A 15457-nucleotide genomic window follows, 5' to 3' on the forward strand; every position below is an offset into this window, starting at 1 on the left:
AGTATCCAACAAGCCCAAAATTTCGCTACAAGAAGCTGAGGCACATTATCAATCCAACAAAAAAAAATACACGATTGAAGGTGCAGAAAGCCATTTGGCCTATTACAGAGAAAAGTATCCAGAGTATTACGCTGTGCTATCACAAAACGTTTAACCTAAAATTCAAAAGTTATGTATTTACAAAATTTGCAACAAGATGAAATTTTCGTTTCCAATGAAATGAAATCCTTGAAAAGTCTGACCCAGATGGAATCCCGACGAGGGCTTGAAAATGCCATCATCTCAAATGGAAAAATCGTTAACGTGGTATCGAACAGTTACGGGCACATTCCGAATCAATTGTTCTTCAGGAAAGCTGAAGAAATGTTGACCGATGCACAACTGAACTTCCACAAGCGCACCATCAATAAAAACGATAGGTCGTTCATCACAGACTTCATCATCGACGATAAAAGCCAATTTACGGTCAAAAACGATAAGGATTTGATACTTCCGATGCTTCGGTTCAAAAACTCTTATGATGGTAGTGAAAAGACCTCTGGCCATTTTGGGTTTTATAGAGAAGTGTGCTCAAACGGTCTGCACGTTTCACAAGCAGAAATTGAGTTTTCCATCAAGCACAGCAGGAACAATACCGACCTCATTATGCCGAGGTTGAACAATCTGTTCGATAAGTTTCTGGATAATGAGTTCTACACCATTACCAAGAAATTCGATAAAATGAAGGAATTTAAAATCATCGACACACAAGAGTTTGTGAAAGCAGTTCTCGATAAAACAAAACTTTTTAGATACGAGTGTAGCGACAAGAACAGCGACCCTTCAAAAAAGTCTCGTGAAGTCATTGAGATATTGAACCACGAAGCCTTGTTGCTCAATGAAGAACCGAATCTTTGGCTGGGCTATAATGCATTCAATTCTGTACTTCATAATGTTTTGAAGAAAAGTTTCGGCCAACAAGAACGGTTGGATAAAAAGCTGTTTGATGAAGTCTATGCTATGGCATAAATTAAATAAAGGTTTGTCCAGTACCTTAAACTGGATGGCTATATGGTAAGCATTTACTTCCAATCCCACTCAGCACATTCCCCTTCATTCCGTTACTCTTCATTTCGGGAAAAGAGCTTCACTACAAAGGTCTTGGACACAATCCCTAATTTCAGCTTTCCATTCCGTTAACCCTTTCCGCTATGCTGGAAAGGAACACTACATTCCCGAGCCAAAATTGTGAATAGAGTCCGCTTTTTCATCGGAAAGCCATCACTTCGATTTTATTAACAGGATTTTCGGTGCGGTCTTCTTGAGCCGTCACTCGAAAATCCTTAAAAACCAAACCGCTGTCTTACACATTTTAAGGGGTTTATAATGGATAAAGCCTTTGTTGTTTTTCGGGGCGTCGAAAAACAGGAACGACATAACCAATTCTAAATTAAACCCAGCCACTCATTTCGCTTAACTGTCGGTACGCTCAAATCGTAACCGGATTTAAAAGAATTGCTAATGCCCTTATGGAACTTGTCAAGACTGTACAAAGTTTTAGTGAAAAATAAGGAATCTACTTCCTTGAATCCCACAAAACGGCGGGATTACTACGTCGCAAACACACCTGATTTATTCCCTAAAAGTCTTGACAAAACCCACTCTATCCATTGTGCGATGCACGAAAGAAAAGAACAAACACCCCTTAAAATTTAATCTGAATTGAAAAGGGAAATATTAATCAAGCCTTTAAAGGGCATTTAAAACCATTTAGTTATGAGTTCTATTAGAAATCACGTACAGTTGATTGGAAACGTTGGACAAGAGCCAACCATTACGAACCTTGAAAGCGGAAAGAAAGTAGCCCGCTTCTCACTCGCTACGAACGAGTATTACAAAGACAGCAAAGGCGAAAAGCAAACGGACACCAACTGGCATACCGTAGTGGCTTGGGGCAAGACTGCTGAAATCGTTGAGAAATATGTCGAAAAAGGCAAAGAAGTAGGAATCACGGGAAAACTAAAGACCCGAACCTATACCACGGACGATGGAAACCAACGCTATGTTACCGACGTGGTAGCAGATGAAATCCTTTTACTTGGAAGCAAAAGCGACAAGTAATCTTCAAAATTAAAGAGGGTGTTTCCGTCGAAAGATGCACCCTCTTTTTCATTATCCATTAATTAAAATTAAGATAACAATGAAAGCACAAGTTAACGAAATCAAAGAGCGGTTGCAATATTTTAATGGAACAGAAATGTTCTATCAAATCCCGCTATTGAAAACACGATTTACCGATGGATTGAAATATCTTTCCGAGGTTGCCGAATGTTTTTGGCTTATTACGGATGCTTCCGTAATTGCAAAAAGTCTGATGAACCGAAGCGAATTTATAACCATCGACTTTAAAAGGTTGCCCGAAGAAAAACAGGATTATTCGGGTTACGAAGCCGAAATAATTTACAGCGATGGAAACGATAACATTTTGGAAAAACACGGCTATCGTGCCACCGATTTTCCACTCGATGAACTGCGGTTGTTTTTTGTAAATGATACGCTGATGTTACCAAGTGAATATTAAAATCTATCGCTATGGTATATCTCAATTTTACAGACTTGAGCGAGGAAGCTCAAAACCGACTTTTGGAAACGTCCAAAGAAGATGTGAAGCGAAAATTTGGGGATAGCATTCGCAAATACGTAAAAGAAAATTATGGCTGTTTTGAAACGTTGATAGAGGAAGAAGCACTTAGAAATTTATATTCCTATACCTACGTTTTCAATATATAGTTTTCGGCAAAAATGAAGCAAGCACCTCTAAAATTTTAGAGGTGTTTTTGTATGCAATTACATCTACATCAAAAAAAATTACTATTTTTATTTGGCTGAAATTCAGCATTCAAATTAAAGTAAGGTTATCCACTTTTCGACTTTCGCCGATACCCTTACACATCGAATAAATAACATATCGGAAAATCATTTTCCCTGAAAATGGCAATCGGCTTTTTAGCCGGATTGTATGGATTTTTGTCACGCGCAAGCGTGACGAAAAGGAATAGCAAGAGGGTAACGGGCTGCGCCGCGTTACATATTCCATTTTCGTTTTAATCCATTGATTTTTAATTAGTTAAAAACAAAAAGGATTTAAAATTTCCAACAATTTGCGTCAAATGGTCTTGGAACACCAGTAAACAGGGATGGATTTACGTCAAATCTTTAAAAAAGCGAAAGGAAATGGATTCATTCATCACTATCAGGTTCAAAAGAAAAACTGCCAAGCGGTTTCAGGAATTTTCAAAGATGCACTTTAAAACACACACCGAAGCGATGGAAAACATCCTTGATTTTTTCCTATATAATGAGATTTCCCCAAAGGAAAAATTGGGACCAACAGGACGTACTATCGAGGCTAAATTACTCAAAAGAATCAATGCGGTCATCGCCATAATGCGTGATGTAGAAAAAACCCAAACCAAACCTACGGTCGCAATGTTGCAATCCCTTTTTGTGATGGAAGAACCTAACAAAAAGCCATTGATAGTTGAAAAGAAATATGCCGAAGAAAAGAAAGAAGTACGCTTCCGCGAAAGGCGTAACATTAAGAACGAACTATAATTTTTTCAGCTATGTATATCACAATAACACCTCAAAAAATGGGCGGTAATTTTTCCAAAAGTTCGGCAGATTTTGTTGGCTATTTAGAGAAAGAAAATCAAGGTCTGGAACAACAGGATATGGAACATTTTTTCAATCAATACGGCGATGAGATTTCTGCTGAGGCAGTCATTAGGGAAATCGATGGGAATACCGCAAAATTGGAAAAACACGAACCAAGATTCTATTCAATTACTATTAGTCCTTCAAAATATGAATTGCAAAAACTTCAGAACAGCAGCGAAGATTTAAAACGATACACCAGAGAACTGATGAAAGATTATGTGGCTTCATTCAATAGGGAAATCAAAGGGCGACCGGTTAACATCGATGATATAAAGTACTACGCAAAAATAGAGCATCAACGCACATTTAAAGGGACAGATTTTCAGGTAAAAGAGAACCAACCGTATGCCACGAAAATTCTTCAGCTCAAAACGGAAATCCGAAACGTTCAGGAAGGACGAGCTGAGGGGAATATTAAAAAGATGAAAAAGGAAATAGCAAAATTGGAAAAACAAGCGCCCCACCAACAAAACGGAAAACGGATAGTCCAGGGAATGCGAAAAGATGGAAACCAGAGCCACATCCATATTGTCGTTAGCCGTAAGGATGCGTCCAACAGATTCAGTTTATCGCCAGGAAGCAAATACAAAGCATCCGATGTGAAGTTGAATGGGGAAACCGTAAAACGGGGTTTTAACCGAGACAAGTTTTTTGAAAGAGCAGAAAAAACATTTGATAAGACTTTTGGCTATAAGCGAAACTTTGCCGAGACCTACAAAGCCCGAAAGGATTTTGTTAAAAATCCCAATCTCTATTTCGCCGCCTTGATAAAACTTCCAGCTAACGAAAAAGCCTTGGCTTTTAAAATGATAGCAAAAACCGGATTGCCGATAGTGCCAAATATTCCAGTTAGTCAAACACAGGTTGCACTTCGGGTTCTTAAACGGTTGAGACGTGGTGCTGAAATAGCAATCAAATCAAGTTCCATTGGAATTTAATGTGTATGCAGGTGGATAATCTCATAACGATACTTTCAATTATTGGTCTGGCCAGTTGTATTTTCTATGCAGTTTTTCGGATAAGTCGGTATGCATTCATCATTAATTTTCTTGTGCTTGGTGCGATGGTATTTTATTTGAACGAGGAAAACCGACTGATTCTGATTTCTCTCTATCTGGGTTGCCCTCTCATATTAATTAACATAGGAATGTATGTGTTCCTGCATAAAACTGACAAGCCGACAAATGGCGATAGCAAATATCAGGTCAGCTTTACCACCACTAAGGGCAATTTCAAACTGGATAACATCAAACGTGGTGCATCCATCATCGGTTCCGCTGGAAGTGGTAAGACCGAAAGCGTTGTGTATGGATTTCTGAAACACTTCCGGAAAGATAGCTTTTGCGGAATTATCCACGACTATAAGGATTTTGAACTGACCGAAATGGCATATCCACTTTTCAAGGATAGCGATATCCCGTTTAAGGTCATTTCCTTTGATAAAATCATTCACAGGGTAAATCCTATCGCGCCACGCTATTTAGAGAACGAGGAAAGCGTAAACGAGGTGTCGAGAGTGTTAATCGAAAACCTTTTAGAGCAAAGAGAAAGCGGAACAACAGGAACAACAAAGTTCTTTAACGATGCAGCTGAAGGTTTGATTGGTGGGTTGATTTGGAAACTGAAAACCACCTATCCACAATTATGCACACTTCCACATTTAATTGCCATCTACCAATATCTGGACACGGACAGCCTTATCCAGTTCTTGGAAACCAATACCACATCAAGGGCAATGGCAGATGCTTTTATAAGTGGAAAGGATTCGGATAGACAAACGGCTGGTGTAAAAAGTACCCTGGCCAATGCGCTGAAACGCATTAGTACACAACGGATTTTTATGGCGTTGTCCGCGGATGAAGTGCCGCTCAATATAAACAATGAGCAAAATCCAGCGGTCATTTCAATAGTCAACAACCCGAAATTTGAAACATCATATTCGCCTGTTATTGCCACCATTATTCACACCATAACCAAACAAATGAGCGTGCGAAACAGCAAGCCGTCTTTTTTGCTGATGGAAGAAGCGCCAACCATACGGTTATTGAATATGCACCGGATTCCGGCCACGCTTCGGAGTTATGATATTGCCACTATCTATGTGATGCAGGACAAGATCCAGAACGATATGATGTATGGCGATAAGGCGAGCAAAGCTATTCTGAGCAATCTATCCTATCAGTTTTTTGGTAAGGTCAATGACCCAGACACCGCAAAATATTACGAACGCTTTTTTGAAATCATCAAGAATCCTACAAAAAGTATTAGTCGAGGGCATAACCTTGATTTTGATACCCGTATTACCACGGGCGAAAAGGAAACCCCAAAGATTAGGGCTGATATATTTTTTAGATTAAAGCAGGGCGAATTTATCACCTATGCAGATGGGAAGGATAAGAAAGTACAGTTCAAACTATCTAAAATCAACAGGCAACTACCAGAAGGAACCAAGCAATATTCAAGTGCTGATATGAACGCTAATTTTGAGCGGGTTTATGCTGAAGTGCGGTCGATATTCCAGAATTAAGTAAACGCTATTGATAGCTTAAATTAAGCTGGGAAACTGTAGGGTTGGTGTATCGATTTCAACACCCAAATTATTTAACTTTTGTTTTGTATTATCTGAAATGGACTCTAAACAAGCAATGCATAATACTTTTCTTGCTCTGCTAAAAGCAACATAACCTAACCTGGGATAATCACTTGTTCCCCTGTCAGAATGTGCATCTCTGAAATCTGTACTCGTTTCCAACCATAGATTGAGCTCGGCTTCATTTTTTGCTACTGCAAGGATGGCATCTAATTCAAGTCCTTTAAACCTATGAATATTTGAAACCATTATGGCTTCTGCATTGGTATTAGAAACGATGATTTGACGCAGGTTTTCTAATTTGAAAGGAATATCATTTTTTATAATATAGCCAAATGTATCTTTAACAAAAATGGCGAAAGAATTTTCATTAGTTATCATTTCTGAGCGAATAGCACGTATGATTTGAACAGCCATTATTCTTAAATCAAATGGTGTTAATCCGTGAGCTTCACAAAACGCACTTTGATTAGTTCCCAACGATGATAGTAGTGTGTCTTTTATTTCAGAAACGGCTGAGATCTTTGCAGACTTATCAGGGGCAAGAACATTCCCATTTAAAGCAGCAATAGCTTTTTTAACTACGTCATTTTTTTTGGCAATTATGCCGCGTTCTTTATGCGGAATATTTTCTTTTTCACATCGGGCAAAAAATTCAGGTAGCATCGATGTAATATTTTGGGTTGCATTTATAAACTTTACAGGTGTGCCAGGTATCTCGTTATGGCAATGTTGCTCAAATGTATTGTCCTGGTAAACTCGTTTGCTAAAGTTGTTTAAAAAAGTTACAATCGTCTTTACAGAGCGTCTATTCGTTTTATTTAGCTCGGTCTCATATTGATTCATTCGTGAAGCTTTGAGAATCGGGATATTTTGGAAGTTTTTAATGGAAGAATCAAAGCTTTGAATGTATTGTTCTGGGTCGCCTACGCAATATATTATTGTCTTTTTTTCCTTTCTAAGAGACTCTATAATAGAAAACATCTTATTTCCAGTATCTTGAAATTCATCGACATATAAAAACTGAATTCTGTTAGACAACATCTCTTTTATTCTTTTGTTCGTTATAGCTTTTTCAGCTAAGCTGAGCGTTTGGTCGTAAGTAATGTAGCCGTTTTTATGAAGAGAAGTTGTCAATCTACTTTTTATATAATTTTTGGCTTTGTAGTCAGGTGTCTCGCCACTATTATCAAACATTCTTTTTAGAACATCATCCGTTCCACATTGAATAAATAATTTTTCACCATTGACATCATCATTATGTAAACTTGAATACGGTATAACAATAAATTTATTCAAGAAAGAATGTATGGTCCCGATAAATAAATTAGGTGGTATGGCTATTTTCTTACCGAGCCGTTTCTTTATATTTTTTGTAGCCGAATTGGTATAGGTAACAACTATCATATAGCGATGTCGTTCCAATAATTTTAGAGCTTGGATAATTTCATCAACCATACCGTGGGTTTTTCCAGCACCAGGTCCAGCAATTACAAGTTTTGGTTTACCCACATTTACCATATTTTTTACATTAAAGGGTCTAAGAATTTAATTCCGTCCTCTATATATTTTGGGATTGAAAAACCGCTTTGGTCTTCAGTCAACGACAAAGAAAGTTGTAAGGCAAACTCACTTTTATAATCTTCAATCAATGCAAAATATTCTTCGATATCAATATCATTTGTGCCTAATTCTTCTACATATTTTTTTCCTGCATTCGGTCGTACTATTGGAATCACTTTGCACAAAATAGTCTTACCACTTCCAGATTTATTGCAGTTTATTAAATCCTTTTCAAATGTAGATAACTGAGAAATTTGGATATCTATTTCGTTTACGCCATCATATTTATTTTTAAGTTCTTGTGCTCTATTTTCAGATTGAGTCCCAATATCGCTATCCGTAAGAACTAAGCATTTAGTATGAAAACCATTCACAATTATTTGAAGAAAATTCTTAAATGCAAGCCCATTGACATTTACTACGGCAGTTGCAGATTGGTCAATTGTTTCGCCAGTCTGGATTTTATAGAATAAAGGAAAGAGAAGTTTCTCAGAAATTCCTTCTACCAATGCCAATCGTCTTGAATAAAATAAATTGACATTTTCACTATCAAGGTATTTTTTGAGGTAGTTTACCTGTCTTTTCTCTTCAGCTGTAGTTCCAAAACCATCTAATATATAATGAGCTTGAACATTGCCATTTTTGTAATGAAGGACAACGGTGTTATCGAAATCTATTTTGGTTGTAATATGGTTGGAATGTGAAGTTAGGATCAGTTGTATATCCTTTCTATAAGTACCATCCTCTTTTTTTATGAGCCCTTCAAGATTTGAGGCTAAGTGATTTTGAAGATTTGCGTGAAGATGTGCCTCTGGTTCTTCAAGTCCCACGATTCTAAAAAAAGTGGACTGTGCACGCTCTGGGTCTTCTATAAATGATAGTATCAACGAAATGAACAAAAGGTTATTTCGCCCAGTTCCATTACGTTCAATTTTTATAGGATTATCATTGTAAATTAAGCTCAATTTTCTAAGCAAGTCTGAAACATTTGGAAGAGAGAATATTAGGTCAACAACGTTATTGGACGTTTCCGTACTTAATGAAATTTTATCAAGTTGTTCAGAAATGCGATTTTTTATACCTGAAATAGCCACATTTTGTTCGATAGCTCTTTGAAGACCCACTAACCGCTTTTTCAAATCTTGATAATCGGTTTCCTCATTTGCATTTAAAACTCTAAACAACAGCCCATTATTTCTACTCGCCGAAAGTTCGGATTTTGCATCCCTCAATGCATCAAGTAGCTCAAATTTTAGTTGGTTTAGATGGTAGGCGTTTGCCAAGCTTTCATTTTGGTTACCACCGTGTATGCGATAATGGTATTTTGAAATTGGAAAATTTATTAGAATTAGTATTTCGCTTTGGGGTATTTTTTTAAATTCTTCAGGTCCTATTTCTTTTTCGTAATCCTGAAGAAATTGCCTTTGTAGGGTTATTTCTTCAATTTTATCAAAAGATGATATTGGTGCGAACGTATAAGTAAGTGTGGCCTCTGTAAAATCAGAATTACTCATCCAGTCTGTTATTACAGCCTCTTGTTTTAAATCCCAGTCTTTAAGTGTAGCTTTTATTACAATTTTAGGATATGAAATATTCTTTGGTTCAATAGAAGTATCAAGGATTGCTTTTTTAAGTTCCAGAATAGTCTCGTAATTAAAGTCTGAAATGTCTAACATACGTCTTTTGAAGAAAGATACTTCTTGGCTGAATATTAAACCTAATGAATCCAAAAGGTTGGATTTACCGATATTATTTTCGCCAATGATTTGTGTAACTGGTTTTAGTTGTACAGTAAAATTTTTAAAGTTTCTGTAGTTTAATATTTCAAGTTGGGATACATACATATAGTAATCGAAAGGTTATTTTTAGGTTATAAATTTAACAAACATTTTCCTGCATTTTGAATTAGTGTAATCCTTTTATGGTTGTTAAAACCAATTCCCACAATTTAATTTCAATATCTTTACTGTTCGATTTTTAATTAAAGAATGCCAGAAACAAACCGCATAGAATACAAACGAGAATTGTCCGATGGACTTGAAAAAGAGGTTATTGCATTTCTCAACTACCGTGAAGGTGGCATTCTATACGTAGGTATAAATAAAGACGGAAACACCTACGGTTTGGCAGATGCGGATGGCGACCAACTTAAAATTAAGGATAGGCTGAAGAACAACATCCGGCCTTCAGCTTTGGGACTTTTTGACATCGTGAGCGAAGAACGAGAAGGTAAGGACATCCTCAAAATCATTGTGGCCAGCGGTCCTGAAAAACCTTATCATCTTAGAAAGTATGGGATGAGCGAAAAGGGGTATTTTATCCGTATGGGTTCATCTGCAGAGCCGATGCCACAGAAAATGATAGACGAGCTCTTTGCCAAGCGTACCCGAAATTCCATCAGCAAAATTAAAGCCGGACGACAAGACCTGAACTTTGGCCAGTTGAAAATCTACTATGAGGAAGCTGGCTATAATCTGGGCAAAGCCTTTGCAAAGAATCTGGAACTGCTTACTGAGGATGGCGCATTCAATTATGCAGGTTATCTTTTGGCCGACAAGAACAATACCTCTATTAAAGTGGCCAAGTATTCAGGCAAGACCCGTACAGACCTTATTGAAAGCAACGAATATGGCCACGAATGTTTGGTGAAAGCCACCAAACAGGTCATTGATAAGATTGCCGTCGAGAACAGAACAACCACAAAAATTACAGCCAAGGAACGGCAACAAGCCAATCTTTGGAATCCCATCGCCTTACGGGAAGCCATCATCAATGCTTTTGTGCATAACGACTATACCAATGAGATAACACCTAAGTTTGAGATTTTTGCCGACAGGATAGAAATTACATCAGCTGGTGGACTTCCAGAAGGCTTGAGCAAGCAAGAATTTTTTGAAGGTTTTTCCGTGCCACGCAACAAAGAACTGATGCGGATTTTCAAGGATTTGGAACTGGTAGAGCAATTGGGTTCTGGCATCCCTCGTATTTTGGAACACTATGGCAAAGAGAGTTTTGGCTTTTCTGATAACTTTCTTAGAATGACATTTAAGGCCAAAGAAACTACTGTTGAAGATGGTGGTGCAAAAGGTGGTCAAATAGGTGGTCAAATAGGTGGTGTAAGAGGTGGTGTAACAGATGCTGGAATTGATGCCGCAACTACACTTACTAAAAGACAAAAAGAAGTAGTTAAACTTATAGCTGCTAATTCTTCTATAACTTACAATGAAATAGCAGACGCTTTAGGTATCAATGAATCTGCTGTTGGTAAACATATAACAGCTATTAAGAACAAAGGTGTTTTGGTACGTCAAGGTGGTACACAGGGCTATTGGGAAATCAATCTCGATAGAAATAAATAGGCTTTTCAAAAAGGCGATTTATCTTTTGAACTTCTGGCATCTGCCAGCCACTTCCCGTTTTGCTTAACCAGCTTAAAGAGACCTGGGGTTTTATCGTAAGCTGTTGTATATTTTACCCAAGCCACATCACCCATAATCGTGTCCTGCAAAACAGTAAACTTGGAATCATCTTTTGGCGTAGCATTGAACATATTTATAGTATTCATATAGTTTGAATATGCCTGTGGTGTCGAGTTGGCCTTTAAGGCTTCTTTATCCTTTTCATAAAAGCTTTCGATAACAACTTGAGCTGTAGCACTTGGTCCTGAAACTTTAGTTGTGGAATCAGCACACGAAAGGAACAGCAGTACGAGCAATAAAACACCAATATTTTTCATAGTGACTTTAATTTGGGTTATTGATATATCTGTGCGATAGTTTCATTTCAATATTTCGTTCACCATCCTTTTCATTTAGTTCTAAAATTGCCCTACGGTCATTGGACAATGAAAATTTTGGCAACACATAAACGAACCGTACCGTTTCACCTTCTGCAATTTTTGAAGGCAGATTATGTTTGTAGATCGGCTCTTGAAAAAGGCGTTGTAATGATTTCCTTTTTCCTTTCTGTCGAGTTTCAATCGAAAGGTTCAAGAAATTTAAATCGTAATCCAAGGTGGAATTATTCTCAATCTGGATAACGAAGTACAGCTCTTCTTTATCAAAAACGATATTCTCAATACTTAAGACAATGCCTTCATTCCGCTTTTTGATTCGACCTATGCGCTGTTTTCTATTGAGAAGATACGAGCAGAATTTTTGGTAATAATAGGTTCTGTTATCTACACGCTCTTCAGAGGATTCAGCAAGAATTGAATCGGTTACAGTCGGTTTTTCATTCCCGATACTACTTGATATCGGAATAAAATAATTGAGCTTAGAAAGCTGTTTTTTATACCTTACAATATACGAAAAAACCGAACCATTTCGGTTGACTACCAGTAAATTACTTTCCTTTCCTGGCTTGGCTTGCAACAGGCCGAAATACTGTTCTTTTTCACGGTTATAGGTAAAGACAAAATTATCTGAACCGGTTATGCCTTGCCGAATAGGTTCTGGAAAGAAAAGCGCAACATTCTTGGTGTCGTTCGCATAAATGGTATCGAGTACTATAATTGATTGTGCTGTAGCCTGTGCCGAGCATAGTCGAGGTACGAAAGTGGAAATAAGTATTGCTAATATTATAATTTTTGCTCTCATAATTTAGGTTTTAGAATTAATCTGTAATTGTTCAGTACGGTTACTTTTACCCTTCGGTTAGAGCGCCTGAATACTTGGGTAAGTCCGCCAACTTGTGGAACACTCGGGATATTTATATCACCAATAACATCATCGAGAACCTCTCTGGTTGCTTCTTCCCTAAAGTTGTTCTCAACATAGATGCCCTCGCTACCGTCTTGCAAATCGAAGGCTTTGAGTTTGGTGGGATGGTGCTTTATGTTTTCAATTTCAATCAAGGCACGATTGGGCTGAAAACTGATAAATCCGAAAATCGGTGTGTTCTTTGGCATCAGTTTGCCATTTATTGTAGCAGCTTTGGTAAGGCGCATCCGTAATCGGGTATTTGTCTGAACAATTTGGTCGCCATCCACGACTACATAAATTGTTTCGTCTGTATTGCCGATAATTGAAACTTCATTGGGTTTGGGCGCAGCGGCAAAGAATAGTTGATGTTCCAAGCCCAGTTCTTTAGCTTCAATTTTTTGTTCTCTTTTAACTTCAGCTGAATCCACCTTTGGTACTGTTTGTTGAACAGCTCGCCTTTGCCCTAAATTTTGATACCGCTTTTCGGAATACTTAATTTTGCCAGCATCATAGATACTATCAACAATGCGTTCTTTTTCACGTTCCGGTAAATCTGGGTCGTAAAAGCCCAGGGAATCAATCAACTTTTCATCATAGATGCTGGGTGCATTAGTTTCGCGCACTTCCTTCAGGTCGTTAATCGCATCGAGCTTGGACTCGTATTCTTTTTGGTCTTCTTCCAAATCAGGCACTAAAGTCTGTTGTAGGCTTTCATTCTCGCTATCATCATCGCCCATTACCATTATGGAATAGGAAATGAGGAATATGAAAATCACGGCCAATACCGCTACAAATACTATTTTATTCTTTTCTACTTTCATAATCGTGGTTTTTAAATGCCGATTATCGGCTCAACTTTCATCATTCAGTTTTTTTAAGGTGTTCTCGAAGTAATTCGTAATCAAAAGTCCGTGCGGATTATTGGGAAAGTTCCGGTCCACCATAATTAGGTTTCCGGTGGAAACCAATTCGTAGGTATCGATGATAGAGCCTCTATTGATTTCAAAAATGGTCGTCGTAGTGAAATTGTACACACCGTTGCTTTCTGAAATTTTTGAATCAATACTCAATACTTTTTGAACGAGCGAATATTGTAGTAACCGATTATAGACACCATCTGCTTTTTTCTGGCGATATAAGTTATCGACAGAACTATTGCCCAACCAAAGCGCCTTTTCCAAATTCCGTTCATAATTGCTCGCATCGATGTTGTAGAAGTAGTTGTGAAACAGTTCCAGATGTGCGAGAGCTTCCACCCTGAAATTCTCTTTTTGTGTAACGAGTTTCAGCGGAATAATACTACCATCGGTATTAATTGCAAAAGCACTATTGAGCGCCTTTTGATTGGTGTTGAATACCATCCAAACTGAAAAGGTGCTGGACAATAACGCACAGACAACGACTGCCAAAACGATAAACCGATTTAATTTTAGGACGTTATAAATATTCTTATAAGGTATTTTCATTTTGAATTGAATTAGTTGGTAAAGAGTCTGAGCGTAAAGGATGTGGCACGTCTGTACAATTTGAATTTTAAGAAGACAATAAATCCAACAGAGCCCAATTGAACAACAGGTGCAAAAAAGCCCTGGCCTGTATCGGTTCCGAAGAGATTGACCCAGAAATTGGTATTGATTTCCGTATAGATGGCATTGATAAATACATTGACCAGAAAGAACGCTGGCACGAGCATATAAACGGCAGCATAGAGTTTAAAGAATGTATAGGCGAGTGAACGAAACTTTTCAAAGACGGCAAGGCTTATGACCAAAGGGAAGAATGCCTGCATTATTCCCAAAAGGAAAAAGCGTTCTGCCAAGAATAGCGGATAGATGAACAAATCCAATATCCAGAGGATGGTACTTAGGATAAAAGCCAATATTTTAAAGCCGTATAATGGTGTTACCAATGCCTCATACAAAAGCGTCATTGTCGAACTTGCGGCATCAAAAAGACTTACATCTTCCTCTAATGGAATGTCCTGCATTTGCAATGGAAGTAACGCAGGTGCAGTGCCCCTATATTGTCCTTCGATGGCTACCAATATCCCATCAAAGAATCCTAACACCTGCGTTGAAAATATGACCAGTAGGACAATGGCAAAATTCTTGGCCAGTTCGCCCGGACTCAGTCCCCAAGTGTAGCCGTCCTTGTCTGCAATGCCTTCATTGTATTTTTTAAGGATATTGACCAAAAAGAATAGGACAGCGAGCGTTTTCATTCCGGCAATGGTGTATTGCGAAAAGTCGCTGGCCTGTATGGTCTGAAACACCGTATCGATGTATTCCAACCCAATCCCTAAAATGATGGTCGCGGTCATTTTTAATATTCTGTTTCTCTGTTATTGACTTTATCCTGCATTTTTCTGAAAGAAATAATGTCACGATAGCGTTTCGTTTTTGTAGTGATGTTAGAAACCATTTGTTTGGATTCCAGTTCTTTTGCTTTCAATATTTCAGCACGTTCGGCATCACTCATTTTTAAGTAATCGCTGGATAAGACTTCGTCTATAAAATCAACCGTGTCCAATGAATTTTGGACAATGGTTTCAAATGAGGCCACAACCCTATCAATTTCCTCGGGTTTGATATAGGGCGAATTCAGAATATCCTGCAAATCATTTTGCATTACATTGATAAGGCGCTGATTGTTCTGTGCGATTTCCTCAACCGCTCTAAGTTGTTGCACTACGCTCGATACTTTCTCAATTGCTTCTTTGGCATCCTTAAGGAATTTTACGGACTTAATCATTTCCGCCGTCTGTTTACCGGATTCCAAAAGTTGTTTTACCAAACTGATAAAGTTGGTATTGTCATAAACTGGCATTCCCTGACACGCAGCGCGTGCAGGCAGTAAAAGGATGAATGCCGTTGCGATAATTAAAATTTTTGTCTTCATAATA

16 protein-coding genes are annotated in these 15457 nt (G+C 37.9%); 8 read left to right on the plus strand and 8 right to left on the minus strand.

The window, feature by feature from the left end; genetic code table 11:
• Positions 1-171: 171 nt before the first annotated feature.
• The 7 genes from ZPR_RS08330 to ZPR_RS08360 all read left to right on the plus strand — a co-directional run bounded on the left by ZPR_RS08330 (position 172) and on the right by ZPR_RS08360 (position 6226).
• A complete protein-coding gene (locus ZPR_RS08330; RefSeq protein WP_009779475.1) occupies positions 172-1008 on the plus strand; it encodes a DUF932 domain-containing protein in 837 nt (278 codons plus the stop codon).
• Between the two features lie 747 nt (positions 1009-1755).
• The gene (locus ZPR_RS08335; protein WP_009779476.1) at positions 1756-2100 is read left to right on the plus strand and encodes a single-stranded DNA-binding protein; all 345 of its coding nucleotides are present in this window, start codon (positions 1756-1758) and stop codon (positions 2098-2100) included.
• Between the two features lie 79 nt (positions 2101-2179).
• Positions 2180-2560, plus strand: coding sequence for a DUF6876 family protein (locus ZPR_RS08340; RefSeq protein ID WP_013071235.1), 381 nt, complete (start codon positions 2180-2182; stop codon positions 2558-2560).
• 11 nt (positions 2561-2571) lie between these two features.
• Positions 2572-2769, plus strand: coding sequence for a hypothetical protein (locus tag ZPR_RS08345; RefSeq protein ID WP_009779478.1), 198 nt, complete (start codon positions 2572-2574; stop codon positions 2767-2769).
• Positions 2770-3213: 444 nt separating this feature from the next.
• Positions 3214-3594 (plus strand): BfmA/BtgA family mobilization protein, encoded by a 381-nt coding sequence (locus ZPR_RS08350; protein WP_187288269.1) that lies wholly within the window; start codon positions 3214-3216, stop codon positions 3592-3594.
• A gap of 11 nt (positions 3595-3605) precedes the next feature.
• Positions 3606-4637 carry a MobB family relaxase gene (gene mobB / locus ZPR_RS08355; protein ID WP_013071237.1) on the plus strand — a complete coding sequence of 344 codons (1032 nt, stop codon included), beginning with the start codon at positions 3606-3608 and terminating at the stop codon, positions 4635-4637.
• Positions 4638-4642: 5 nt separating this feature from the next.
• Positions 4643-6226: a type IV secretory system conjugative DNA transfer family protein gene (locus ZPR_RS08360; RefSeq protein ID WP_040533272.1), complete on the plus strand. Its 1584-nt coding sequence runs from the start codon at positions 4643-4645 to the stop codon at positions 6224-6226.
• A gap of 18 nt (positions 6227-6244) precedes the next feature.
• Here the strand turns inward: ZPR_RS08360 and ZPR_RS08365 are convergent, their stop codons facing one another.
• A complete protein-coding gene (locus ZPR_RS08365; protein WP_009779483.1) occupies positions 6245-7810 on the minus strand; it encodes a UvrD-helicase domain-containing protein in 1566 nt (521 codons plus the stop codon).
• A gap of 5 nt (positions 7811-7815) precedes the next feature.
• The gene (locus ZPR_RS08370) at positions 7816-9696 is read right to left on the minus strand and encodes an ATP-dependent nuclease (protein WP_009779484.1); all 1881 of its coding nucleotides are present in this window, start codon (positions 9694-9696) and stop codon (positions 7816-7818) included.
• Positions 9697-9840: 144 nt separating this feature from the next.
• Here ZPR_RS08370 and ZPR_RS08375 point away from each other — a divergent pair, with 144 nt between their 5' ends.
• Positions 9841-11211, plus strand: a complete 1371-nt coding sequence (locus ZPR_RS08375; protein ID WP_009779485.1) for an RNA-binding domain-containing protein — start codon at positions 9841-9843, stop codon at positions 11209-11211.
• A 5-nt stretch (positions 11212-11216) separates the two neighbouring features.
• On the opposite strand, the gene ZPR_RS08380 is transcribed toward ZPR_RS08375, so the two are convergent.
• The 6 genes from ZPR_RS08380 to ZPR_RS08405 are packed head-to-tail and all read right to left on the minus strand — an operon-like array spanning position 11217 to position 15453.
• Positions 11217-11588, minus strand: coding sequence for a hypothetical protein (locus ZPR_RS08380; RefSeq protein ID WP_009779486.1), 372 nt, complete (start codon positions 11586-11588; stop codon positions 11217-11219).
• 7 nt (positions 11589-11595) lie between these two features.
• Positions 11596-12450 (minus strand): DUF4138 domain-containing protein, encoded by an 855-nt coding sequence (locus ZPR_RS08385; RefSeq protein ID WP_009779487.1) that lies wholly within the window; start codon positions 12448-12450, stop codon positions 11596-11598.
• Positions 12447-13376, minus strand: a complete 930-nt coding sequence (gene traM / locus ZPR_RS08390) for a conjugative transposon protein TraM (RefSeq protein WP_009779488.1) — start codon at positions 13374-13376, stop codon at positions 12447-12449. The genes ZPR_RS08385 and traM overlap by 4 nt, the downstream gene beginning before the upstream one ends.
• A 30-nt stretch (positions 13377-13406) precedes the next feature.
• Positions 13407-14021 carry a conjugal transfer protein TraK gene (locus tag ZPR_RS08395; protein WP_013071240.1) on the minus strand — a complete coding sequence of 205 codons (615 nt, stop codon included), beginning with the start codon at positions 14019-14021 and terminating at the stop codon, positions 13407-13409.
• 11 nt (positions 14022-14032) lie between these two features.
• Positions 14033-14875, minus strand: coding sequence for a hypothetical protein (locus tag ZPR_RS08400; protein ID WP_013071241.1), 843 nt, complete (start codon positions 14873-14875; stop codon positions 14033-14035).
• A gap of 2 nt (positions 14876-14877) precedes the next feature.
• Positions 14878-15453: a hypothetical protein gene (locus ZPR_RS08405; protein WP_013071242.1), complete on the minus strand. Its 576-nt coding sequence runs from the start codon at positions 15451-15453 to the stop codon at positions 14878-14880.
• Positions 15454-15457: the final 4 nt, after the last annotated feature.

Source organism: Zunongwangia profunda SM-A87 (genome assembly GCF_000023465.1).
GTDB classification, from domain to species: Bacteria; Bacteroidota; Bacteroidia; order Flavobacteriales; family Flavobacteriaceae; genus Zunongwangia; species Zunongwangia profunda.